General features: G+C 65.9%; 23 protein-coding genes and 7 tRNA genes. 19 read left to right on the forward strand and 11 right to left on the reverse strand.

From position 1 onward, the window contains the following. Positions 1–95: 95 nt before the first annotated feature. On the reverse strand, positions 96–1,382 hold the full coding sequence (gene ptsJ, locus ABR323_RS05225) for a transcriptional regulator PtsJ (RefSeq protein WP_439448509.1): 1,287 nt from the start codon (positions 1,380–1,382) through the stop codon (positions 96–98). A gap of 76 nt (positions 1,383–1,458) precedes the next feature. Here ptsJ and ABR323_RS05230 point away from each other — a divergent pair, with 76 nt between their 5' ends. The 9 genes from ABR323_RS05230 (at position 1,459) to ABR323_RS05270 (ending at position 9,340) form a co-directional block, all read left to right on the forward strand. Continuing rightward, positions 1,459–2,232, forward strand: coding sequence for a YggS family pyridoxal phosphate-dependent enzyme (locus ABR323_RS05230; RefSeq protein ID WP_439448510.1), 774 nt, complete (start codon positions 1,459–1,461; stop codon positions 2,230–2,232). Continuing rightward, positions 2,229–2,930 (forward strand): glutamine amidotransferase, encoded by a 702-nt coding sequence (locus tag ABR323_RS05235; RefSeq protein ID WP_439448511.1) that lies wholly within the window; start codon positions 2,229–2,231, stop codon positions 2,928–2,930. The genes ABR323_RS05230 and ABR323_RS05235 overlap by 4 nt, the downstream gene beginning before the upstream one ends. Beyond that, on the forward strand, positions 2,927–3,151 hold the full coding sequence (locus ABR323_RS05240) for a hypothetical protein (RefSeq protein ID WP_019336453.1): 225 nt from the start codon (positions 2,927–2,929) through the stop codon (positions 3,149–3,151). Before ABR323_RS05235 ends, ABR323_RS05240 begins: the two co-directional genes overlap by 4 nt. A gap of 97 nt (positions 3,152–3,248) precedes the next feature. Continuing rightward, a complete protein-coding gene (locus ABR323_RS05245) occupies positions 3,249–3,755 on the forward strand; it encodes a hypothetical protein (protein ID WP_135274172.1) in 507 nt (168 codons plus the stop codon). 123 nt (positions 3,756–3,878) lie between these two features. Further along, positions 3,879–4,388, forward strand: coding sequence for an RNA polymerase sigma factor (locus ABR323_RS05250; protein ID WP_100442227.1), 510 nt, complete (start codon positions 3,879–3,881; stop codon positions 4,386–4,388). Continuing rightward, on the forward strand, positions 4,385–5,311 hold the full coding sequence (locus ABR323_RS05255; RefSeq protein ID WP_439448512.1) for a FecR family protein: 927 nt from the start codon (positions 4,385–4,387) through the stop codon (positions 5,309–5,311). Before ABR323_RS05250 ends, ABR323_RS05255 begins: the two co-directional genes overlap by 4 nt. Positions 5,312–5,375: 64 nt before the next feature. Beyond that, positions 5,376–7,847: a TonB-dependent receptor domain-containing protein gene (locus ABR323_RS05260; protein WP_439448513.1), complete on the forward strand. Its 2,472-nt coding sequence runs from the start codon at positions 5,376–5,378 to the stop codon at positions 7,845–7,847. Next, positions 7,834–8,634, forward strand: coding sequence for a ChaN family lipoprotein (locus ABR323_RS05265; protein WP_439448514.1), 801 nt, complete (start codon positions 7,834–7,836; stop codon positions 8,632–8,634). Before ABR323_RS05260 ends, ABR323_RS05265 begins: the two co-directional genes overlap by 14 nt. Further along, positions 8,627–9,340 (forward strand): energy transducer TonB family protein, encoded by a 714-nt coding sequence (locus ABR323_RS05270; protein ID WP_439448515.1) that lies wholly within the window; start codon positions 8,627–8,629, stop codon positions 9,338–9,340. The genes ABR323_RS05265 and ABR323_RS05270 overlap by 8 nt, the downstream gene beginning before the upstream one ends. On the opposite strand, the gene ABR323_RS05275 is transcribed toward ABR323_RS05270, so the two are convergent. The 8 genes from ABR323_RS05275 to ABR323_RS05310 all read right to left on the reverse strand — a co-directional run bounded on the left by ABR323_RS05275 (position 9,337) and on the right by ABR323_RS05310 (position 19,399). Then, a complete protein-coding gene (locus ABR323_RS05275; protein WP_135274177.1) occupies positions 9,337–9,771 on the reverse strand; it encodes a RidA family protein in 435 nt (144 codons plus the stop codon). The two genes, ABR323_RS05270 and ABR323_RS05275, sit on opposite strands and share 4 nt — an antisense overlap. A 185-nt stretch (positions 9,772–9,956) precedes the next feature. Next, positions 9,957–10,859 (reverse strand): cation diffusion facilitator family transporter, encoded by a 903-nt coding sequence (locus ABR323_RS05280; protein ID WP_439448516.1) that lies wholly within the window; start codon positions 10,857–10,859, stop codon positions 9,957–9,959. A gap of 28 nt (positions 10,860–10,887) precedes the next feature. Next, the gene (locus ABR323_RS05285; protein ID WP_439448517.1) at positions 10,888–13,176 is read right to left on the reverse strand and encodes an Orn/Lys/Arg decarboxylase N-terminal domain-containing protein; all 2,289 of its coding nucleotides are present in this window, start codon (positions 13,174–13,176) and stop codon (positions 10,888–10,890) included. A 20-nt stretch (positions 13,177–13,196) separates the two neighbouring features. Then, the gene (gene adiC / locus ABR323_RS05290) at positions 13,197–14,549 is read right to left on the reverse strand and encodes an arginine/agmatine antiporter (RefSeq protein WP_135274180.1); all 1,353 of its coding nucleotides are present in this window, start codon (positions 14,547–14,549) and stop codon (positions 13,197–13,199) included. Positions 14,550–14,626: 77 nt separating this feature from the next. Continuing rightward, positions 14,627–16,060: a DcaP family trimeric outer membrane transporter gene (locus ABR323_RS05295; protein ID WP_439448589.1), complete on the reverse strand. Its 1,434-nt coding sequence runs from the start codon at positions 16,058–16,060 to the stop codon at positions 14,627–14,629. 514 nt (positions 16,061–16,574) lie between these two features. Further along, positions 16,575–17,417, reverse strand: coding sequence for a thiol:disulfide interchange protein DsbG (dsbG, locus tag ABR323_RS05300; RefSeq protein WP_439448518.1), 843 nt, complete (start codon positions 17,415–17,417; stop codon positions 16,575–16,577). Between the two features lie 30 nt (positions 17,418–17,447). Beyond that, positions 17,448–18,251 (reverse strand): redoxin family protein, encoded by an 804-nt coding sequence (locus ABR323_RS05305; RefSeq protein WP_439448519.1) that lies wholly within the window; start codon positions 18,249–18,251, stop codon positions 17,448–17,450. Between the two features lie 80 nt (positions 18,252–18,331). Continuing rightward, complete coding sequence (locus ABR323_RS05310) at positions 18,332–19,399, reverse strand: GlxA family transcriptional regulator (RefSeq protein ID WP_135274182.1); 1,068 nt, start codon at positions 19,397–19,399, stop codon at positions 18,332–18,334. A gap of 186 nt (positions 19,400–19,585) precedes the next feature. On the opposite strand from ABR323_RS05310, the gene ABR323_RS05315 reads away from it, so the two are divergent. The 7 genes from ABR323_RS05315 to ABR323_RS05345 all read left to right on the forward strand — a co-directional run bounded on the left by ABR323_RS05315 (position 19,586) and on the right by ABR323_RS05345 (position 20,924). Continuing rightward, complete coding sequence (locus tag ABR323_RS05315; protein ID WP_439448520.1) at positions 19,586–19,984, forward strand: heavy metal-responsive transcriptional regulator; 399 nt, start codon at positions 19,586–19,588, stop codon at positions 19,982–19,984. A gap of 103 nt (positions 19,985–20,087) precedes the next feature. Then, positions 20,088–20,163: transfer RNA gene (locus ABR323_RS05320), tRNA-Ala, on the forward strand. A gap of 54 nt (positions 20,164–20,217) precedes the next feature. Beyond that, positions 20,218–20,293, forward strand: a tRNA-Glu gene (locus tag ABR323_RS05325). Positions 20,294–20,478: 185 nt separating this feature from the next. After that, positions 20,479–20,554: transfer RNA gene (locus tag ABR323_RS05330), tRNA-Ala, on the forward strand. A 49-nt stretch (positions 20,555–20,603) separates the two neighbouring features. Next, positions 20,604–20,679 (forward strand) — tRNA-Glu (locus ABR323_RS05335). A 46-nt stretch (positions 20,680–20,725) separates the two neighbouring features. Beyond that, positions 20,726–20,801, forward strand: a tRNA-Ala gene (locus ABR323_RS05340). 47 nt (positions 20,802–20,848) lie between these two features. Beyond that, positions 20,849–20,924 (forward strand) — tRNA-Glu (locus tag ABR323_RS05345). Between the two features lie 186 nt (positions 20,925–21,110). Here ABR323_RS05345 and ABR323_RS05350 read toward each other — a convergent pair. Next, positions 21,111–21,527, reverse strand: coding sequence for a GNAT family N-acetyltransferase (locus ABR323_RS05350; RefSeq protein ID WP_135274184.1), 417 nt, complete (start codon positions 21,525–21,527; stop codon positions 21,111–21,113). 77 nt (positions 21,528–21,604) lie between these two features. Here ABR323_RS05350 and ABR323_RS05355 point away from each other — a divergent pair, with 77 nt between their 5' ends. Beyond that, a complete protein-coding gene (locus tag ABR323_RS05355; RefSeq protein WP_439448521.1) occupies positions 21,605–22,561 on the forward strand; it encodes an SOS response-associated peptidase family protein in 957 nt (318 codons plus the stop codon). Positions 22,562–22,571: 10 nt separating this feature from the next. On the opposite strand, the gene ABR323_RS05360 is transcribed toward ABR323_RS05355, so the two are convergent. Beyond that, complete coding sequence (locus ABR323_RS05360; protein WP_135274186.1) at positions 22,572–22,952, reverse strand: response regulator; 381 nt, start codon at positions 22,950–22,952, stop codon at positions 22,572–22,574. Between the two features lie 132 nt (positions 22,953–23,084). Between ABR323_RS05360 and ABR323_RS05365 the strand changes: the two genes are divergently transcribed. Beyond that, a tRNA-Leu gene (locus ABR323_RS05365) sits at positions 23,085–23,170 on the forward strand. Positions 23,171–23,240: 70 nt separating this feature from the next. After that, positions 23,241–23,783 (forward strand): GNAT family N-acetyltransferase, encoded by a 543-nt coding sequence (locus tag ABR323_RS05370; protein WP_439448522.1) that lies wholly within the window; start codon positions 23,241–23,243, stop codon positions 23,781–23,783. The last annotated feature ends 43 nt before the right edge of the window (positions 23,784–23,826 follow it).

The raw sequence follows: 23,826 nt of genomic DNA on the forward strand, positions 1-23,826 counted from the left end.
TTGTAGAGTCGAGCCATGCTCGACTGCTTCTACCAACAACAGCCGAGCATGGCTCGGCTCTACAAAGGCGAAGCAAAGTCGAGCATGACTCGACGCTACAGACCGCACACCGCCGCCAGGTCATCGGCCAGCTGCCGCAGCTGCGTCGTCCCCAGCGCTGCACAGGTGATGCGCAGGCCATGTCCCGGTGCAGCCACCGCGAACACCTCGCCTGCACGCACATGCCATCCGCGCGCGGCCAGCGCCAACACCTGCGGATGGCTGTCCGCCTGCAACGGCAGCCACAAGTTCAATCCTTCCATCGGCAACGGTGTCGGCACGCCACGCGCATGCAGCAACTCCTGCAGCGAGCGCAAGCGCTGCTGGTAACGCTCACCTGCCGAAGCGATCTTCGCCCGCTGTGCCGCCGACGACAGCACCGAGGTCGCCGCATCCTGCAGCAGGTGACTGACCCAGCCGGTACCGGACGCCAATCGCAGCCGCAACCGCATCGCGGTCTCTTCATCGCAGGCCAGCCAGGCCAGCCGCAGGTCCGGGCCAAGCGGTTTGGACAGCGAGCGCAGCAGCGCCCAGCGCCGGCCATCCAGTGGCAGCACCGAGTGATAGACCTGCTGCGAGAGCAGCGCGTAGTGATCGTCGATCAGCACCGCCACCTGCGGGTAGGCCGCCAACAACTGGCGCAACGCCCGTGCCCGCTTCGCATCCAGGCTGGCGCCGGTCGGGTTGTGTGCCCGCGGGGTCAGCAGCACCGCGCGTGCACCGGCCTCCAGCGCCGCACGCAGCGATTCGACCTGCATGCCATGCGCGTCCACCGCCACCGGCAACGGCACGTGGCCCACAGCGTTGAGCACGTTGAGGCTGCCGAGGAAGCAGGGATCCTCCACCGCGATGCGATCCCCCGGCAGCAGCCACGCCGCCAGCAGACGTTCGATGCCGTCGACCGCACCATGGGTCAGTTCCAGCGCATAGCCCTCGGGGCAGTCCGCATCCATCGAGGCCCGCGCCAGCGCCTGCAATCTCGGGTCGACCGTGCCCACGCCATACAGCCGTGGTGCAGCCGGGGCCAGGCGCAGGTTGGGCAACAGGCGCGGATCCGGGTTGCCACCGGCCAGATCCTGCAGGGCCAGCCCAGGCGTACTGCCCTCGCGCGCCAGCGTCGGCGGCAGGCCACGCACCACCGTGCCGCGGCGACCGGCCGTACTGGCCAGGCCCGCCGCATCCAGGCGCTTGTAGGCAGCGGCCACGGTGTTGCGGTTCACCCCCAGCTGCTCGGCCAGCTCACGCACCGGCGGCAGCACGCTGCCGGCCGGCAGGCGGCCCTTGCCGATGCCGTCGCGGATGCTGTCGAAGATCGACTCGGCGCTATGCCCGGTGATTTTCATTTTGTCCTATGCCAAAATATACCTTGTCCTGTGCCAGTGTATCCCACCCTGGCCACCCTGCATTGGAGGTGCCCGAATGCCCCTTGCCGCTGCCGACTGGCCCGTCGCCCAGTCCGTTGAACAGATCGCCGCCAACCTGGTCACGGTGCGCCAACGCATCGCCGATGCCTGCGCCCGCGTCGGCCGGGACCCGGCCAGCGTGCGCCTGCTGCCGGTCAGCAAGACCGTCGACGACGCCCGCATCCGCATGGCGGTGGCCGCTGGCTGCCACGAACTCGGCGAGAACAAGGTGCAGGAAGCACAACGCAAGGCCGAGACAATGGCCGACCTTGGCGTGCACTGGTCGGTGATCGGCCATCTGCAGACCAACAAGGCGCGCTACGTAGCGCGTTTCGCGAGCGAATTCCAGGCGCTGGACAGCCTGCGCGTTGCCGAAGCACTGCAGCAGCGCCTGCAGCTGGAAGAGCGCACGCTGGATGTGTTCGTGCAGGTCAACACGTCCGCCGAACCCAGCAAGTACGGTCTGGAACCCGATGCTGTCGAGGCCTTCGTACAGCAGCTGCCGGCGTTCGATCGCCTGCGCGTACGTGGCCTGATGACCCTGGCCATCTTCACCCCCGAGGTCGAGCGCGTGCGTGCCTGCTTCGTGCGCCTGCGCGAACTGCGCGACCAGCTGCAACGCACCGCCCCGCCCGGCCTCGACCTGACGCAGTTGTCGATGGGCATGTCCGGTGATTTCGAAGTGGCCATCGAGGAAGGTGCCACCGTGGTCCGTGTCGGCCAGGCCATCTTTGGTGCACGTGCCACCCCTGACAGCTTCTACTGGCCGAGCAGTGGAGGCCCGGCATGAAGTACGCGGTCGTCCTGCAACACGTGGCTTTCGAAGACCTCGGCACCCTGCAACCGTTGCTGCTGGCGCAGGGCTGGCAGCTGCAGGTGCTGCAGGCCGGTATCGATACGCTCGATCCGGCCGCCGCCGCCGACCTGCTGGTGGTGCTTGGTGGGCCGATCAGTGTCAACGATGTAGACACTTATCCATTCCTGGCCGAGAGCATCACCCTGCTGCAGCACCGCCTGCAGCAGCAGCGGCCGACCCTGGGCATCTGCCTGGGTGCACAGCTGATGGCGCGTGCACTCGGTGCCAGTGTCACTCCCAGTGGCGGCAAGGAAATCGGCTTTTCGCCACTGCTGCTGACCGATGAAGGCCAGCGTTCACCGCTGCAGGCCCTGCAGGGCATCCCGGTACTGCACTGGCACGGTGAAGCCTTCGAGCTTCCGGCCGGTGCACGCCGCCTGGCCAGCACGCCCGGCTGCCGCCACCAGGCCTTCGCCATCGGCCACCATGCACTGGGGCTGCAATGCCATCCGGAACTGGACGCGCGCCAGTTCGAACGTTGGCTGATCGGCCACACGCTGGAGCTGGCCCACGCCGGCATCGATCCGAATGACCTACGTGCACAGGCGCGTCGCTATGGTGCGCCACTGGCCGCCGCAGCCACCGCGATGTTCGACCACTGGCTGCAGGACCTGCCGGAGATACCGCGATGAACTACCGACTGCAGATCCACCGCGATGGCGCCTACTGGGGCCACTTCGACTGCAGCGGCCCCGATGCCCTGCAGCGCATGGACGCCATCGCCGCGCAGCTGCCCGCCGATCAGGGCTTCCAGCTGAAACGGCAGAAAGGGGTTGGCGAAGAGCGCATCCTGTCCAGCAATGCCGACGGCCTGCGCGTGCTGGCTTCGCAGATCCAGTACCGCGACATCTGACCCGACGATGGTAGTGCCGGTCGCTGGCCGGCATCCGAATCTGCCGGCCAGCGGCCGGCACTACCCCGGCTGTTCGGCCGCGTGCGAAGCTTCACGGATGCTGACCCTGCAACGCGGCAACCACCACGGACTGCTCATCGCCCCGCGCTGGCCCTCGACCCGCATCCAACTGGAAGAAGAGGTACTGCAACGCCTGCTCGACGCGCAGGCAATGCTGCCTGCCGGGCTGCGCCTGCTGCTCACCCGTGGCTTCGAACCCAGCCACAGCCGCCTCGGTGGCTTCCGCCGCGCAGTGCGACGGCTCGGAATTGCGGTGTTCAGCACCTGCTACCCACAGCGCCGCGATGAGATCGATGCCATCTTCGGCGCCAATGGCCACGACATCGATGGTCGTCATATCGATGTATCACTGATCCTCCACGGCAAGCGGCTGCGGCTGCTGCCCATGGGCGTATTCACCCCGCCGCGCTGGCAGGAGCTGCGCGTCGCCCGCCATGCAGAAGCCGTCGCGCGGGTGAAGCAAAGCCTGCAGCACTGTGGCTTCGAACTGCATCACAACCCGACCGAAGCACTGCAGATCCACTGCGACTATCGCCCGCGCTGACCCCGAGATCGGCCATGCGTGCCATGTCACATTCGTAGATGCAAATGATTCTCTTTTGCTGTAAGGTGCAGCCGCCGCCCTTGCCGCCGCGGGCTGTTCCCTTTCCCAGTTGTCGCCCGCCCCGTGTCCACGCCTGTCGAACCGACGGATGTTGCGCAGCTGTGCGCGGCCCATTACCGGCCGCTGCACGCCCATGTCCGCCGAAAACTCCCGCAACGCAGCGACGCCGATGACGTCGTCCAGGAAACCTGGCTGCGTGTCGTCAAAGTCGCCGCCAGTGGCCTGCTGAGCAATGGCCGCGCGTACCTGTACCGCGTCGCCCACAATCTGATCGCCGATCATTACCGACAACGCCAGCGCCGTCGCGAGGAGGCGCTGGATGACGCGCAGCTGCTCGCCATTGCTGATCCTGCGCCACTGCCGGAGCAACGTCTGCTCGACGCCGAGCAGCTGCGCCACCTTGATGCGGTCATTGCCGCGCTGCCACCCCGTTCGCGCCAGGTCTTCCTGCTGGCACGGGTGGAACAGATGGCGTTGGCCGAAATCGGCCGCCAACTGGGTATCAGCCGGCAGACCGCGCACGGCCACCTGTTACGCGCCCTGGTCGCCCTGCAGCAGGTACCCGGCGCATGAGCCAGGACGCAATCGCGCGCGAAGCGGCACGTTGGTGGCTCGACGGCCACGACGGCGAGCGCGACGAGAATGCTTTCGAGCAGTGGTGCCAGGCCGATCCGCGGCATGACGCGCAGTACCAGCATCTGCAGCAGCTGTGGCATGCGGGTGCAGCGATGCCCAGCCTGCAGCGGCAGCAGCAACACCGGCAACGCCGCCGCCTGCGCGAGGCCGGCATTGCGGTGCTGTTGTTGTGCGCACTCGGTCTATACAGCCGCCACGCATCGCCGCCTGCCGCGCAGGTGCTGCGCACCGCCGCCGGCGAGATCCGTGATGAAGCCCTGCCAGACGGTTCGCACGTCCTGCTGTCACCGGGCAGCGAAGTGCACGTGCGCGTCGACGCACAACGCCGCCAGCTGCAACTGCAAAAGGGGCAGGCCTGGTTCAAGGTCGCTGCCGATGCCGACCGGCCATTCCAGGTACACACATCACAGGGCACCGTCACTGCACTGGGGACCGCGTTCGATCTTGCCGTGCAGGGCAACAGCAGCGTGGTCACCGTTACCGAGCACAGCGTGCGCGTAGAGAGGGGCACCGCCAGCGTGCAGGCCAGCGAGGGTCAGCAGCTGCGCTTCAATGGAGACGCGCCGGCAACCGTGACAACCGCAGACAGCAGTGCCCTGGTCTGGCGCGAGCGGCGCCTGCATTGGGTATCGGCACCGCTGGTCGAGGTCACCCAGGGCCTTGATCGCTGGCATGGTGGGCACACTTGGATCGTGGGTGCGCGCCTGCGCCAGCAGCCGGTCACCCTGCTCGGCCGTGCCGACGGTGCAGCCAGCAATCGCGACCAGCTGGCCACGCAACTGCATGTGCGCGTGCTGCGCCTTGGCAACGGCGTACAGGTGTGGCTGCCACCGCGCGGGGAACATCGTGATGGACCCTGACATCCGGCCTGCGGCTGCGTCTACCCAGGATGACGACGCTCTGCGTCAGCCCCTGGAGCCCCCGATGCTGTCCCCCCGCCCCCTTGTTCTCGCCCTGTCGCTGGCCTGTGCCAGCACCATCTCGTTGCTGCCCGGCAACGCCCACGCGCAGGCCGCCACTCGCACCTACGATCTCCCGGCACAGCCGCTGGCGGCAGCGCTGGATGCCTACAGCCGGCTGACCGGCATCGATCTGGTCATCGGCGCGGCGCTGCCCGCCGGCCATGCCGCGCCTTCCCTGCGCGGTGACTTCGACGATGCACAGGCCCTGTCGCGCCTGCTGGCCGGCAGCGGCCTGCGCCCGCGCTTCATCGATGCGCACCGCGCCACTCTGGAACCAGCACCGGCCGAACACGCCGATGGCAGCCGCCGCACCGGTCCGCTGCGGGTACAGGGCACTACCGCGCACGGCCAGGCACCGGGCGCCGGTGCCAGCCAATATGTACCGGCCACCCGCGATGGCTTTGCACCCTCGGTCGGCAGTGAGCGCGTGGCGATGGCTGAACGCCAGGAAGGCAACAGCCTGCTGCGCTCGATGCCCGGCACCCACAGCTTCCATTCGCGCAGCCAGCCGGGCCTGCAGGTCAACATCCGCGGCATGACCGGTGCCGGCCGGGTCAACACCATGATCGACGGTGTCACCCAGACCTTCCGCAACAATGCCGGGCATGGCTCGGGCGGTCCGTTCGCCTATGTCGATCCCTTCCTGCTGGCCGGTGTGGATGTGCAGCGCGGTGCGGTCGCCGGTGGTGATGGCGCCGGCACGCTGGCCGGCAGTGCCAACTTCCGCACGCTGGATATCGACGATCTACTCGGTGAGGGGCGCGACTGGGGCCTGCGCGCGGGCTACCGCCATGGCAACAACGGCTACGGAAGTGGCCGCACCTTCGCCGGTGCCTGGCGCCACAGCGAAGAGGGTGGCGACCGCCAGTTCGGCCTGCTGGCCGCTGCCAGCAGCAGCCGCAGCAGCGAGTACGCCACCGCACGTGGGCAGAAGAACAACGCCGACCCGGGCAGCCAGCAGCCCAGCAGCTGGCTGTTGAAAGCGCGCCTGCAGCCCAGCGACCAGCATCGGCTGGACCTGAGCCACATGCGTTACGAAAACGACTTCTACCACAACTATCCGTGGCAGATTTCCGCGCGCAACCAGCGCGCCAGCTATCACTACACGCCCTATTCGCCGTGGATCGACCTGCGTGCGACCTTCGCCAGCAACAAGACCCGGCTGTTCTATCCGCCGGTGGAGGATTCCAGCTACATCGGCCGCCGCACCCACAGCAGCCTGAGCAGCTGGACCGTGGACAACACCAGCCGCTTCGACATCGGTGCACTGCAGGCACGCTGGAACACCGGCATCAAGCACCAGTCGGACATCTATGTGGCCGATACGCCCATCCTGCGTGGCGCCAACCCACAGGGCCGCAGCCAGTTGGATAGTGTGTTCAGCACGCTGGAGCTGCAGTACGACATCTACGCACTGACCGCCGGCCTGCGCCAGGATCGCTTCGGCATCCGTGGCCACATCCCGGCATGCTCCGATGTTCCGGGCCAATGCGCGCAGATCAATGGCGGCGACATCGACGTGCGTCGCACCGAGCGCGCACTCAGCCCGAGCCTGGCAGTTTCACTGCAGGCCACTGACTGGCTGCAGCTGTTCGCCGAGGTCTCGCGTACCTCCCGGCCACCACGCGTGCAGGAGATGTTCTTCGAGAAGATCCCGCTGGAGGACGCCAGCATCGCCGACGGCATCGGTGCCAATCCGTTCCTGCGCCGCGAGCGCTCGCGCAACCTGCAGTTCGGCGCCAACCTCAGCACCGACTCGCTGCTGGTCGACGGTGACCTGGCACAGCTGCGGGTCACCCGCTTCGACAACCGCATCCGCGATTACATCAAGCCGCAGTACCTGCTGATCGTGCATCCGCCGGAAGTGGAACCGTTCGTGGTGCCGATCGACAGCGATCCGCAGCTCACTGGCTGGACCGATGTGCTGGACGCCGACGATTTCAGCGCCACCACGCGCTGGATGAACCACGCCGGGGTAGTGCGCATGCGCGGTATCGAACTGGAAGCGCATTACGCCAGCGAGCACTACCACGCCACGCTGAGCTGGACCCGCTCGCGTACCAGTGCGCCGGCCATCGAGTTCGTCAACCTGGAAGACATCACCGCCCTGCCCGACCGCTACTGGACGCTGGACGTGGGCGGCCGCTGGTGGCAGCAGCGCGTGCAGGCCGGCCTGCGCGCCGAGTACTCCGGCCCGACCGAGGAAGGCTACGACTTCTTCCAGACCCGCAAGACCGGCGGCACCGGCGTGCTGCTGGACTTCTACGCGAGCTTCAAGCCACAGGCCAACACCACGCTGTGGCTGAACATCGAAAACCTGCAGAACAAGGCCTATGACAACAATGCCTCGATCGACAGCATCTTCAGCCCGATCCTGGACCGCGGCAACGGCCGTGGCCGCACCGTCTCGATGGGCGTCAATGTGGCGTTCTAGCCATCGCTGGCTGCCCGCATGCCTGCTTGCGCTGGCGGGCGTGGCCAGCGCACAGGCGATGCCTGGCACGGTGATCGACCTGGCCAATGGCCAGCACCTGGACGAAGCCGCATTCGTGACACGTGCGGCAGGCGCCCAGCGACTGCTGCTGGGCGAACGCCATGACCTCGCCGGAGACCACGCCGCCCAGCGCTGGCTGCTGCAGGCCCTGCAGCGGCAGCGCCCGCAGGGTTCACTGGTGCTGGAAATGATTGCCCGCGAGCGCCAGCCACGCCTGCAGCGGGTGCAGCGCTGGCTGGCCAAGGGCAACCAGGCCGAAGGTGCACGCCTGCAGGAACTGCTGGACTGGGATGCGCGCTGGCCGTGGGCCGCCTATGGCGGGCTGGTCAAGGATGCTGCCGATGCAGGCACGCCGTTGTTCGGCGGCAACCTGTCACGTGCCGAGGTCAACGTGCTGCTCGCCTCCACCGAGGGCGTGCGGTTCCCGGTGGCCGCTGCCCGCCAGCGCCTGTCGGCGGTAGTGCTGGCCCAGCACGCAGACGCGGCACCCATGCTGGATGGGATGCTGGCCGTGCAACAGGCCCGCGACACACGCATGGCGCAGGTACTGGTCGATGCACCCGCGCCAGCCCTGCTGGTGGCGGGCCGGTGGCACGTCCTGCGCGGCACAGGGGTGCCGGGCTACCTGCCATCGGATGCACCGGCACTGGTGATCGTTCTCGCCTCGCCCGGCGAAACCATCGATGCGACCGACGCCGACCTGCTGTGGGTGCTGGACGATGAGTGAGCGCGGCCAACACTGGCAAGCAATCGCGATCACCCTCGGCCTGCACCTGCTGCCCTTGCTGTTGCTGGTGCATTGGGTCGCCACGCCGCCCAGGCTGCCGCCACCGGAACAGGACGTGCGCATCAGCCTGCGCCTGCTGGCACCGGCCACGCCGCCACAGCCCGTAGAGGAGCGCCAGGCCGACACTCCCAGCCAGGCGCAGCAGGCGCGTGCATCGCAACCGACAAAGTCGCCCCCGCCACCGAAGCCCACCGCCGCGCGCGAGGGCGAGTTGGCCGCCAGCGAAACGGGCGGGACTGGCCGGCAACCGCTGCCGGTCGCCCCGCCGGCGGCCGCGACCGATGCCAGTCCCGCACCGGCATCGATCACGGCCGCGCCGCCCGCTCCAGACGCGCCACCGGCGGACTTCCAGGCCGGCGCCGCCAGCGACCAGTGGGAAGCCCGCCTGATGGCGCGGCTGGAGCGTTACCGCTATTACCCTGCCGCCGCGCGCTCGCGCCGGCAGCAGGGCACTGCCTGGGTCAGGGCCAACATCGACCGTGGGGGACGGCTGCTGTCGCTGCGGCTGGAGCAGTCCAGTGGCCAGCCGATGCTCGATGACGCAGCGCTGCAGACCTTCCGTCGCGCGCAGCCGCTACCGCCCATCCCCGATGAAATGAAGGCTCCGCAGGAACTGGTGGTACCCGTGGAGTACTACCTGCGCTAGGTGGCGTAGGCCTCCGCCTCGATCTCGAACAGCATGCCGTCCAGCGCCAGGCGTGGCACAGGGATCAGCGTGCAGGTGGGGGCGGCACGATTCGGCCAGCGCCGGCGCACCTGGTGGGCAATGATGCCCAGCCGGTCCTCGTCGTGGCCGACCACCAGGATGCGAAGTCGCGCGACATCGGCCAGGCTGGCGTGTGCCGAGCGCAGCGCGGTCTGCAGATTGTCCAGTGCCTGCCCGACCTGGTCTTCGAAGCTGGGCGAGAGCTGTCCGTCAGCGTCTTCGCCGCCCTGTCCGGCGATATGGATCACCCGCGCCGGCAGGCGCACCACTGCCACGTGTGAGTAACCGTTGGCCGAGGGGTCGTAAAGCCCCGGGGGATTGAACAGTTCCAGCAGGCCATGACTGAGGTCCGGGGTGGTCAGCAGGTTCATGCCGCATGCCTCGTGGGGGATGCGAGGCAGTCTGCGACCTCAACTCTGGTTGAGGTCAAACAGATCCGGTGCAACAGACTGGTCTGCCACGCGTAACGATCACGCCGACCTGTAGAGCCGAGCCCATGCTCGGCTGCGCTGCGCGAATGGCAGCCGAGCATGGGCTCGGCTCTACCGTTTCCCGCTCACGTCCACGCCGGGTCTGCCGTGAAATCGATGGTCAGCCAGAACGTGCTGCCCCGCGCATCCAGCCGCACCGCGATCTCATCGCGCATCGCATCGACCTCGCCCACTGAACCCAGCGGCATGGCCGGGTCGGCCAGCACATGGATCTCGATGAAGCGCATCCGCCCCATCTTCGCCACGTGGCTGGTAAAACCGGCATAACCGCGTTCCGCCACGAACGCCTGCATTACCCGCTGCACGCGCCGGTCCAGATCATCCGGCGCCACCTGCAGCACTTCACGCATGGCCTTCCACGCACTGCGCGCCGGCACCGGCAACACCGCCAGGCTGATCAACGCCAGCACGATCGAATCCAGGTACGGCACCCAGTGGTGCCACTCACCGCCGTGCAGGACCAGCGCCAACACGAAGGCCAGTACCACCGCCAGGCTCATCAACCCACCCAGCAGCCAGCCACGCACGTCCAGCCACAGCAGCGCCGAGCGCAGGTGCCGCGCCCGCTGGGCGACAAACGCCGCCATCGCCAGGTTGCTGCCACTCAGCAGTGCCGCCCACCACAACGCGGGCCCGAAGTTCACTTCGTGCCCGCCCGTGGTCAAACCGATCACTGCGTTGGCCAGCGCATACACGCAGGCCAGCGACAGGATCACCCCACCAAGCGCTTCCACCATCGGCTCCAGGTGCCAATAGCCGTACTGGAAGCGCGGGCTCTGTTCCCGCGCCACCAGCCGCAGCACCGACAACGACACCAGGGTCAGGGCGACGTCGACCAGGCTGTACACGCCGTCGAACAGGATGGCCTGCGATCCCACCAGCAGGCCACCGCCGAAGCCGACCGCGCTCACCGCAAGGGTGACCCCGATCGAGAACTTGAGGATGCGTTGCTCGCGCGCGGTATCCATTGTCCGCCGAAGGGCCAACCGTTGCGGGTCAGGCCTTCAGCACCTCCACCTTGTACGAAACCGCATCATCCTCCTGCTCGATGATGAGCCCGTGCACGTCCGACTCGAAGCCCGGGAAACGAGCGTTCTGCTCGCGGGCGATGCGCAGCGACTGGATGATCGGCTCGTCGCTGTCGCCGAAGCGTTCGCCCGGCATGATGGTCGGAATGCCCGGCGGGTACGGCACCAGCATGGTCGCCGCGACGCGGCCACTGATCTGCTCGATGTCGACCCGCTCGATCTCGCCCTTCACCAGGTGGTTGTAGGCATCTGCCGGGGTCATCACCGGCGTCGGCAGATCCACGTACATCTCGCGCATCACCTTGGCCACCGCGAATTCCTGGTTGAACGCATGCAGGGCGTCGCACAGGTCGCGCAGGCCCCAGCCAGCGTAGGCATTCGGATAATCGGCGGCCAGCGTCGGCAGTGCCTGGCTCAGCGGGGCATTGCGGTCGTAGAGCTCCTTGAATGCCATCAGCTCGGTGACCAGCGTGCTCCACTTGCCCTTGGTGATGCCCATCGAGAACAGGAACAGCACCGAGTACAGGTTGGTCTTTTCCACGGTGATGCCGCGGCCCCACAGGAACTTGCTCAGCACTGCCGCCGGGATGCCCAGCTTGCCCATGCTGCCGTCCATTGCCAGGCCCGGGGTCAGCAGGGTCACCTTGATCGGGTCGATCAGTACATAGTCGTCAACCAGGTTCTCGAAGCCGTGCCAGTGCGCGTCCGGCTGCAGGTACCACTCCTCACGCTTGGCCACCAGCGGTGCCGGCGTATCGCCCTTGTCCAGGCTGCGCGCAACCTGGGTCGGCTGCCACACGCTGAACCACCAGTCGTCGCGGCCCAGGTCATCGCGGACGTGCAGCATCGCGCGGCGGAAGGCGATGGCTTCGTCGTGCATTTCCTGCACCAGCGAGCGGCCGGCATCGCCTTCCATCATCTTCGAGGCCACGTCACAGGCCGCGATCACCCCGTAATGCGGGCTGGTCGAGGTATGCATCATGAACGACTCGTTGAAACGCTCCGCGTCCAGATTGCGCTGCGCCGAGTTGCGCACGTGGATCATCGACGCCTGCGAGAACGCCGCCAACAGCTTGTGGGTGGAATGCGTGGTGAAGATGATCGCATCCTGCTCACGCGGCTTGCCCTTGGCCATGCCGTAGTGGTTCTCGTAGAACGGGTGGAACGCCGCGTAGGCGTACCACGCTTCGTCGAAGTGCAGGAAATCGACCGCACTTTCGATCTCGTCGGCGATCTTCTCGGCGTTGTAGCAGAGGCCGTCGTAGGTCGAGTTGGTGACCACCGCGATGCGCGGCTTGGAACCGGCCTTGTAGGCCTGGCTGGCCAGCGGATTGGCGGCAATGCGCTGCTGCAGCGACTCCGGCGTGAACTGATCCAGGCTGATCGGGCCGATGATGCCGTGCGCGTTGCGGCTGGGAGTGAAGTACACCGGCACCGCGCCGGTCATGATCAGCGCATGCAGCAGCGATTTGTGGCAGTTGCGGTCGACGAACACCACGTCACCGCGCGCCACCGTGCCATGCCAGACGATCTTGTTGGCGGTGGAAGTACCGTTGGTGACGAAGAAGGTATGGTCGGCACCGAAATTGCGTGCCGCCTCGTTCTCGGCATCCTTGATCGGGCCGGTGTGATCGAGCAGCGAACCCAGCTCCGGCACCGAGATCGACAGGTCGCTGCGCAGGGTGTTCTCGCCGTAGAACTGATGGAATGCACGGCCGACCGGCGACTTGGTGAACGCCACGCCGCCGGCATGGCCCGGCGTGTGCCAGGAGTAGTTGGATTCGGCCGCATGATGGATCAGCGCCTTGAAGAACGGCGGCAGCAGGTTCTTCATGTAGTCTTCGGCTGCACGCATCACCTGCCGCGAGATGAAGCTCTTGGTGTCTTCAAACAGGAAGATGAAGCCGTGGATGTACTTGAGCAGCTTGCTCGGCACCTTTTCGATGGTGCGACGCTCGCCGTACAGGAACACCGGCAGGTTGGCGCGGCGCGCACTCTGCTCACGCAGGAAGGCGGTCAGGCGCTGGAACTCGCCATCCACCTCTTCGCTGCCGTCGATCGAGATCAGCACCGCCGAGGCCGCCACGTAAGTGCGGGCACCAGCACGGGCATCATCCAGGTTCAGGCCGCACAGCACGCGCTGGTCGTTGTTGCGCAGTTCTTCCACCAGGGCGCGGATCAGGATGCCGCCGATGCGCGGCGACTCGTAGTCGTTGTCGATGACAATGACCGGATAGTCCAGGGACTTGAAGTACACGTTGATTCTCCTTGTCGAACTCAGGAACGCTGGGCGCCGGCACTGATGGCCGATGCCTCGCGGGCGCGCTGCCGCTGCTGGCGGCGCTCCTCGCTGAAGAAGGGATAGAACACGGTGATGAACAGCACGAACAGGAAGGCGTATTGCACGATGGTTCCCGACGAGCCGTAGATCGCCCACAGGCAGTACACGACTGTCAGGCTGGTCAGGGTCCAGAACGCACCCGTATGCACCAGGGTGTGCGAACGCTCGACCACGAAGTAGCAGGCCACGCACGAGTAGATGTAAGGCAGCAGGGTCAGCACCACCGCCGCCGAAGTGATCACGTCGAACTGGGCCGAGGCGGTCTTCGAGGTGGAGGTGACCAGCACCGCCAGGGTCATCAGCACCGCCACGATCAGCACGCCCTTGACCGGCACGTCGTCCTTGTTGGTCTTGCTGAAGATGCTAGGGAACAGGCCGTCGTCAGAGGCCGCCTTGGCGCTCTGTGCGGTCAGCAGGATCCAGCCACCCAGTGAACCGGCGGCACCGACGAAGGCGCACAGGCTGACCAGCGCACCGCCCCAGCCACCCACGGCCTTGGCCGCAGCCAACGCAAACGGCGCATCGGACAGCTGCAGCTCCGCGTTGGGCACCATGCCCATGATCACCGACGAACTGGCGATGTAGGCGATTGCCGCCAGGAACACACCGGCCAACGTCGCGCGGGCCACGTTCTTTTCCGGGTTCTCCACCACACCGGCGGTGACCGAAGCGGATTCGACGCCGATGAAGGCCCACAGGGTCAGAGCCGCAGCGCTGGAGATCGCACCGAAGTTGGATTCACCGGACACGTTGTAGGCGCCCTTGAAGATGTCGGCATCGAAGAAGAACCAGCCGAAGATGGCGATGCCCAGGATCGGCACCAGCGCGAAACTGGTGGTGACCGTCTGTACACGGGTGACGAACGCCGGGCCGATCATGTTGGCAAAGCTCAATGCCCACACCAGGATCAGCACCGCGATGCAACGCACCAGCGGCTCGGACAGGATCGGGAAGAAATAGCTGAAATACCCTACCGCCGCGATCGGAATGGCGACATTGCCGATCCAGTTGGCGAACCAGTAGATGGTATTGGTCTGGAAGCCCATGTATGGGCCGAACCAGTCGCGCGCATAGGCATAGGGGCCACCCGCCTTGGGTGCCAGCTTGCCCAGCTTGGCGAACACAAAGGCCAGCAGCAGCGCGCCAGCCGTGGTGATCAACCAGCCCCAGATCGAGGCAGTACCAATCTTGGCCAGGCTGGAAGGCAGCAGGAACACGCCTGAGCCCATCATGTTGCCGGCGACGAGGAAGGTGGCTCCGACCACCCCGATTTTCTTTGCTTCTGCCATGACACACTCCTGTACTGGCATGAGCCCGGTAGGCCCGGGCGTGGGGACTGGCTACGCTGGCGTGCTGCCGCTGGCGCCTATTTGATGAAGTTGTATTGCAGGCTGCCCTGCACACGGACCGTATCGCCGCGTGCGCCGCCCTGCTGTTCCAGGCGGCCGTAAAGCAGCTCCATGCCCATCGTCCACGACGGCGCCGGGCTCCAGATCAGGTTGAAGACGCCGTAGCGGCTCTGCCGGAATGCGTCGGCCGCCAATGCGGCATTCCGCTCCAGCGTCAGCTGGCCGAAGATCAGGTTCGAACGCCACAGCTCGGACCAGTAATGGGTGTAGCCAACGAAACCACCGTGCAGGTCCAGCGCATCAAGACGGCCATCGGCACCGACCACCGCGTCCAGCCCGGAGCCGGTCAGATCGGCGGTGTAGCGACTGAGGCCGCGCCCACCAAGCGCACCGAACAGCAACAGATCGCGCTGGCCAACCGACGCCGAGCCGCTCAGCTGCAGGCCGCCGGCCATGCGCCGGTCGCGCTCGCCCTCACCGTCGTAGGCCAGGCTGCGTGCCACCGCGCCAAGCTGCAGGTGACCCCAGTCACGCTCCATGCGCGCGGTTACGGTCACATCCGGCAGCCTGTTCACCGCGGCGCGCTCGTCGCTGGCGCCGGCAAGTTCGGTCTTCGGGTCTTCGGCGGCGACGGTCAGGGTATTGCCCTTGCCCATCGCGAAACTGTGGTGGATGCCTGCCACCAGTAGATAGCCAGCACCGCCGGGACCGGCAAAATCCAGCGTGTCGGGAAGGCTGTCCGGATCCATGAAGCTGGAATAGCCGTAGCCGGCGTAGGTATTGCCGAGCTGACCGTAGGCGTGGCGCAGGCGGAATTCGTAGCCGTCGCTGCTGCCGAAGAAATCATTCTCCAGGTAGAAACGCAGGTTGCCATGCGTGGTCGGGCGTCTCGCCTCGAAACTGAAGCGGGTCTGCTTGGCATGGATGTTGAAGTTGGACACATCACGATGACGACCGCCCACCGGCATCGACGAAGGAATGAACTGATCCTCGTCGCCCGCTGCGCGCGAATCGGCGATGGCATCGAGCTTGGCGTAGCCACCGATGCGGATCACCGTGTCGGTGCCGGGAATGGCGAAGAAGCCCTTCAGATCGGGATCGGTTGGACCAGCGGCACTGTCGGGACGCGACGCAGCAGTGGATGGATCGGCCACCGATTCGCGCTGCGGCAGCACGGGTTGTGCCACGCCCGGCACCTGGGTGGGATGCAGCAGATTGGCGCTGCTGGCGGGCACGGCCGCCGGGGATGGCCCCTGCACGACGGCGGGCGCAACCGCACCATCGCGTTGTTCGAGCCGGTCCAGACGCTGCTGCATGCCCTCCAGTGCCTGCCGCATGGCCGCAATCTCGCCGCGCAGGGCTTGAGCATCTTCCTGGCCATTCTGCTGCGCATACGCTGGCGCAATCGCCCATGCGGTCAAACAGGCCACACTCAGTACCGCCACGCGCATTGCATCCTCCCTGGACATCCATGTTCATTGCGCAGGCCGAACGCACGCTTGCGCCGCTCCGGCCCCACGTTGCCGTTGCTGGAAATGCGGATACTGCGTCGACGCCAGTGGCCAGCCTGCGCATTGCAGGCAACAGGACGATGGCACTGCCCTGCCCGTGCCGATGTCGACTCCACCAAGGCCGCGCTGCCAGAGAGGTGGCGACGGCAGCGGTCTGGGTAACAAGCACGGGGTGAGAGTGTCGTGAATGGCTGGGCCGGCCGACCCTGATCAGGGCATGGCGAGCGCGGCATCCATCGCGCATTGACGCTGTATTCCATGGGTCACAGGCTAATCCGCCTGTCGTTTTTGGCCTTGATTGGAATCAAGGCGCGAGGCTTGATGTCAGTCACTATTCAGACGTGACGACGAACAGGAGATGCGCGGGCTCCCACCGCTGATTCCGATCACAGAAAGCAACAGGCCCGCATGCTGCCATGCGGGCCTGTAGGTTGCATCACGATGCAGGCGTGGCTCAGCGCGGGCCCAGCACCGTCTGCAGATCAGCACCCTGCGGCAGTCCTGCGCGACGCTGCACCTGACCCTGCGCATCCTGGAACAGGATGCCCGGCGTGCCCTGGAAGCCCATTTCGATCATCAGCACCTGGTTGGCATCGAGCTTGCCGGCGATCTCACGGCTGATGCTCGGCAACGCCTTGATGCCGCCACGATCGAACTCATGTTCATTCTGCAGCAGTGCTGCACTCGGGTCGCGCGCGGCGAGGATGGCGGCCGCCTTGGCGGGGCTGTCTTCACGGATCACGCCGACCATGATGTGACGCAACTGGACTTTGCCGGCATCGACCCACGGACGCGCCGCTTCCCAGAACTTGTGGCAGTACGGGCAGTTGGCATCACTGAAGGTGTAGACCACGCGCGGTGCGTCGGCCTTGCCATCGCGTACCCATGCACTGGCCTCCAGCTTGGTCCACATCTTGGCCGACATCGGCTGCGCAACCAGCTTTTCCACCGCTTCGGCCGCTACGTCATTGCCCTCGGCATCGAACAGACTGCCAACCAGCACGTGCTTGCCATCGGCAGTGACGTAGGCCGCAGCCGGCTGCTGGCCACCCACCACGCCGGCAAAGCCGCGCAGGCCACCCGGCGCATCGAATTCAGCGACAACCTCGAAGCCATGCTTCTCGATGCCCTTCAACACAGCGGGACGGTCGCCCTTGGCGGCGGAGGCCGCAGCACTTGCTGCCGGTGCAGCGGCAGCCTTGCCCGGCGGCGTCTGTGCCTGGCTGCAGGCGGCCAATGCCAGCAGGACCGGCAGCAACAGCACCGCAGGAGCGGTGCGCAGGGAAGTCGACAACATGGGAACTCCGTAGTGAGATGCCCGCGCAGGCTACCGCAGCCGGCGCAGTTTGTGTTCAAGACCGGCCGCAGTCAGTTCGCCCAGGTGCAGTTCACGCAGGCGCCCGTCCGCATCGAAGAAGAGCGTGGAAGGATAGGCCTGCACGCCCAGCACAGTTGAAGCGGCAGCGTCATCGTCCAGCAACACGTTGCCCAGCACCAGTCGTTCGCTGGTGAGGAAACCCTGGACCTCATCCAGGGTTTCGCCCTGGTTGAGGAATACGAACTGCACATCCGCGTGTGTCTGCTGCGCCGCCGCCAGTACGGGCATCTCGCGGCGGCAGGGCCCGCACCAGGTCGCCCAGAGATTCAGCACCACCGGCTTCCCCCGGAACTGCTGCAGATCGACTTTCCCGCCGTGCAGATCGACCACCTGCAGCGTCGGCAGCGGCATCTGCCGCTCCTGCCAGGCTGACAGGAGCTGGCTGCCGCCGGCCCATAGCAGGATGCCAGTCAATGCACCGACCAGAACCGGGGCTCGCAAGGCGCGCCAATAGCGCAACCGCCACAGCCCCCACGCCAGGCCCGCAGCCAACACCACCAGCAGGTGATAACCACCGTCTACGATCTGCAGAATGCTCCAGGGCGCCTCGCGGTACAGAGCAAGGTTCAAGGCAACGAAACTGACGCGGCCACAGAGCAGCCCGATCAGCAGCATGTCCAGCACCATGCTTGCCGCCGAGGGTAGCGGCGCCCCGTCCTTCCGACGCGGCCATAGATGGGCCACGGCCATCGCCAGCAACACGCATGCGAGAATCAAAACCACCGGCATCGGTACCGGCCCAACACTCGACATCATCCCACCTGCTCATTCGTCCACTGCCTGCATGGTCGAAGGGTCGCGCCCAGGTTGCAAGCGCGACACTTGAACAGACACTACGCTGCACTGCGCCCCAACTGCATTGCCGATGGCGATTGCAGGCCCCGCAGGCTGCCCGCCACTGATGGCATCAATGGTCGCTCACGCCGCTTGCAGTTGACGTGGCGGCGATAGTTGGCCGGTGTCATGCCAACGATGCGCAGGAACAGGCGCCGGAAAGCACTCTGATCCGCATAGCCCACGCCCCAGGCCACTTCATCGATGCCTGCACCTTGCTGAAGCAGGGTCTGTGCCTTGGCGATGCGCAGCCGTTGGCAGTATTCGATGGGGCGCAACCCCGTGGCCCGCAGGAAGCGCCGCTGCAGCGTCCGCGGCTCCAGCCCGGCGACCTCACAGATCGCAGCAAGTGTGGCGCCGCGCGCCGCCGTGGTGTGCAGCCACCGCTGCGCCTTCAGCACATCACGATCGCCGTGGGCGAAGTTCGCACTGAAACGTTCCAGATCCTGCTGGATCGTCTCTGGCACGGTGATCCCCAACTGCTGTGCGACCGCGCTGGCCACACCCTGCCCGTGCAGCCGATACAGCAGGCGCAGCCCCAGGAAACGCCAGGCCTGCGAACCGCCGACGGTCAGCAGATCGCCGTCGTCAACCAGTGCGCGTTCACTCGGCACCCAGCTTGCGGCCTGTGCCTGCAAACCGGGGTGGCGCCCCAGATCAGGTCCGCTGACCATGCGCCCCGCCAGCAATCCGGCCCGGGCCAGAACGCTGACGCCATCACTGGCAGCGGCCAGCAGGCTGCCGCCGTCATAGTGGGCCCGCAGCCAGTCAAGCAGGATCTCGTCGGCACGCAGGCAGGTGCCTGGGCTGATCTGGCCGGGCACGGCGATTACCGCGGGAATGGCGGCATCGAGCATTTCCGCACCGGCGATGCGATGCACACCGGTCTGGCTGGCTGGCACGATCCAGCGGGTGACCAGCACGCGCTTGAACGGCCTGCGCTGCTGCTGGGCCAGGCGATTGGCGACGTGGGCCATCTCGGCCAGCACCGAGGCAGCCGAGGGATCGCCTCCCGGGTACTCGACCACTGCGACCTCGACGAATCCCTCGTTCCTGAATCCTTCCACAGACCACCTCCTCGGTTCGTTGCAGGCCATCGAACGGCCGGTTCAGGCGAAGGGTAGGAACTGGCACAACGGCAGGGCTATGAAGAAAGTTGCAAAGTGCGCTGAATACGCGCCTTGGGACGAAGCCTTGACTCTTGACCAGACTCAAGGCTTCAAAATGGTCGACAGCCTCTGCAGGAATCCGCCATGAACATTGGACAACTGGCCCGTCAGGCGGGCGTGCCCATCGATACGGTCCGCTATTACGAGCGACAGCTACTGCTGCCCACCGCTGCACGTTCGGCCGGCGGCTACCGCATCTTCGGTGAGCAGGACCTGCGCCGGCTGCGGTTCATCCGCCGGGCCAAATCACTGGGCTTCAGCCTGGAAGAGATTGGCGAGCTGCTCGCACTCAGTGACCGCCACCAGCAGGACATGGGCAGCGTCCGCGACACCGCACAGGCAAGGCTGCAGGACATCGCGCAGCGGATGGCCGAACTGCAGCGCATGCACAACGCGCTGTCACAGCTGGTCGATGCCTGCCCCGGGCACGGCACACTGGATCAATGCCCGATCCTGGCCGCGCTTACCGACGACACGGCATGAGCGCAGGCAAGCGACATCCACGTCGCAATCGACGTGAAGAAAAGTGCAACAAATGCTTGCCAACCCCCTGGGGCAAGGCTATTATTTCGCTCCTCAGCGACGTGGGGCCATAGCTCAGCTGGGAGAGCGCCTGCATGGCATGCAGGAGGTCAGCGGTTCGATCCCGCTTGGCTCCACCAATCTTTCGGCATTAGGCCGTCGAAAGGTCGCTAAAGAACATTGATGAGAATTGCGTCCCCATCGTCTAGAGGCCTAGGACATCACCCTTTCACGGTGGCGACCGGGGTTCGAATCCCCGTGGGGACGCCACTCATCACGAACAACGAGGACCCGGCCGATAACCGGGTCTTTTTTGTTCACCGCCCACCGGCATTCAGGTTGTGGCGTTGCGGCTCCCCTGCCCTTGTGGCTTCGGTTGATCCGGAACGAAGAAAGCTTAAAAAAAAGCTTCCACAAATGTGAACACGCAGGTATGATGGGCGGCTCGGTAACACGGGGCCATAGCTCAGCTGGGAGAGCGCCTGCATGGCATGCAGGAGGTCAGCGGTTCGATCCCGCTTGGCTCCACCACTTTCGACATTAGGCCGTCGAAAGTTCTACAACTTGAAGTTTTTCGTGCGTCCCCATCGTCTAGAGGCCTAGGACATCACCCTTTCACGGTGGCGACCGGGGTTCGAATCCCCGTGGGGACGCCAGTTTCAAAACGGACCCTGCTCCCGGCAGGACAATCCGGAGTTTCATGGGGCCATAGCTCAGCTGGGAGAGCGCCTGCATGGCATGCAGGAGGTCAGCGGTTCGATCCCGCTTGGCTCCACCACTTCGACATTAGGCCGTCGAAGGATCTACAACTTGAAGTTTTCGTGCGTCCCCATCGTCTAGAGGCCTAGGACATCACCCTTTCACGGTGGCGACCGGGGTTCGAATCCCCGTGGGGACGCCAATTCTTTAAAACCCCGGCTTCGGCCGGGGTTTTTCTTTGCCTGTGATCTGCTGGCGGAACGCATCCACGCATGGCGTGGATCTACCCGAAACCTGTAGTAGATCCACGCCATGCGTGGATGGCTTCACTACCGGGCTCCTGCAGTAGATCCACGCCATGCGTGGATGGCTTCTCCTCGCTCACGCCTCAGAACCGGCGATACATCCCGATCGACGCCGGCGCTGTGGGCGCGAAGCCAAACTGCGCGTACAACCGGTGCGCTTCGCCATCAGCCAGCAGGCTGACATACGCCGATGGCGGCAGATTGGCCTGCATCCAGCCATCCAGGCGACGCATCACCTCCTTGCCCAGCCCCTGCCCCTGCAAGCGTGGCAACACGGCGATATCGCAGACCTGCAGGTGGCAGCCGCCATCACCGACAATGCGCCCCATCGCCACCAGTTCATTGCCCTGGTACGCACAGACACCGAACACCGTATTGGGCAGCGCGCGTGCCGCCGCCTCCTGGCGCTTGGCACTGAGGCCCGCCAGCACGCGCAGCTGGCAGTAATCCTCGACCGTGGGCACGGCCTCGCGGAACTGGCAGGCGATGGAATCATTCATGCAGTATCTCCCTTTAGGTCGGGCTATCCTGCCGCATCCGCGTCGCAGCTGCTGCGACCCATGCCGGCAGAACATCCATGTGCTACTCCGCTCTGATCCGCGCCGACTACGCCAAGCTCGTGCGCGAGTTCGGCGCCATCCTGTCGCTGGAGGAATTCGCGGAGCTGTACGCGCACGATCCCGGCAAGAAGCGACCCAAGACCCCCAAGGCCATGGACGACGGCTTTGCCGGCGCGCGCACCGAACAGGGCCGCGACATCGTGGCGAAGATCCAGCAATGGCACGCACAGGAGCGCCAGGAACTGGAAGCAGATCTGGCCCGTCAACGCGAGCGGCGTGATATCGCCAACGCTACGCTGGCCAACCGCCCTACCCAGAAAGCACGCAACGACCTGCGTGTGGCCGGCAACCGCATCGAGCGTGCGCAGGCACGGCTCGAAGACCTGCATCGGGTGCAGCTGCTGCCGCGCGACAACCGCATTTTCCCTGGCACCTACGCGCCGGTGATGGTCAGTGAGAACGGCCAGCGGGTGATCAAGCCGATGCGCTATCAGTGCCGGCTGCCGGACAAGCCGGCGCGCAACGACGTGCTCTACCCCGGCACCTACAATGCGCGGCGCGACAGCCTGGAAGGCTATTGGCGCGGCGCGTTCGGACTACGCCACGGCGTGGTGGTGGTGCAGGCGTTCTATGAGCACGTGCCACGCCACGCCATCGCCGGGCGCGCGCTCGGCGCAGATGAAAAGGAACAGGACGTGGTACTGGAATTCCGGCCCGATCCGCCGCGCGACCTGCTGCTGGCGTGCCTATGGGCGGAATGGGAAGGACCGGAAGGTCGCCTGCTGTCGTTCGCCACGATCACCGATGCCCCGCCCAGCGACGTTGCCGCCGCTGGCCATGACCGCGGCGTCGTTCCCATCCGCAAGGAACATCTTGATGCCTGGCTCAATCCCGATCCGGACGATCTGGCGCGGCAGTACCGCATCCTCGATGACCGCGAGGAGATTCGTTTCCTATACGAGGAGGTCGCCTGAGCGGCGGGGCTCAGACCTTCGCGCTGGAACGACCCACGGCGCGGGCCAGCGCCTGGCTCAGATCTGCCGACAGGTACGGCTTGACCAGCAATACACCGGCCAGCATCGACTCCGGCAACTGCTCGGCCAGCATTCCCGTGGCCAACACGAACGGCACGCCACGTGCCGACAGTGCAGCCGCAACCGGCTCACTGGTTTCATTGCGGGCAAGGCGATAGTCCAGCAGGGCCACGTCCGGCGCCGATTCTTCCAGCAGGCGCAGGGCTTCGGCCACGCTCGCCGCCAGCCCGACCACGAATGCGCCGGCATGCACCAGCTGCATCTGCAGCAGGGCCGCACTCATCTCGTCGTTCTCGACCACCAGCACCCTCAGGTCCTGCAACACTGTCATTGGCTACCGCTCCTGGAGGCATACATGCCGGCGCAGTATAGCCATCATGGGGTCGGAGCCGACAGGAAACGCCCTGATCGCCTCTCCCCCTATGAAAGCCCTGCCGACCTCGGTTACACTCGCACGCTGCCTGCCGGTGTGGCGGAATGGTATACGCAGCTGACTCAAAATCAGCCGGGGGTGACCCCATGAAGGTTCGAGTCCTTTCACCGGCACCACTGCATCAAAGGCCAGGTCCCCGACCTGGCCTTTTGCATTTTCCGGGCCGGGGCGTTGAAACTGGCGACGATGCCAACGCCCGCCCTGCCCACGCTCCCCGATACCCTGCCCGCACGACTGTGCCCGCTGCGCACGGATGACGCTGCCGCCTGGTCCCGCTATCTCTCGCTGCCAGGCGTGACCGAGCACACCAGCTGGGGCGACGTTTCCGAAATGGCACTGCGACAACAGATCGCCGGCTACCTGCCCACCGCAACGTGTCTGCGCTGGGCGCTGGTGGACGCCGACGACCGGCTGATCGGCACCGTTGGCCTGAACGGAATCGACGTGCCGCACGGCCGCGGCGAACTCGCCTATGACCTCGATCCACGCTGGCAGGGACAGGGACTGGCCACGCATGCGGCACGCGCAGTGCTCGAATGGGGCCATTCCGCACACGCGCTGGTGCGTATCCAGGCAACCGTTCTGGACAGCAACGCCCGTTCGATCGCCCTGCTTGAACGTCTCGGCATGCAGCGCGAAGGGCTGCTGCGCGCCTACCGTCGGGTGCGGGGGCAGCCCCGCGACTTCTGGATGTATGCCCAGGTCGAGGACCCCGCGTCACCCCGCTGAAACACAACTGCACCTGCAGACACGGCTGGAAATAGACGCAGTG

The organism is Stenotrophomonas sp. ATs4 (assembly GCF_051861585.1).
Classification (GTDB): Bacteria; Pseudomonadota; Gammaproteobacteria; order Xanthomonadales; family Xanthomonadaceae; genus Stenotrophomonas; species Stenotrophomonas maltophilia_AS.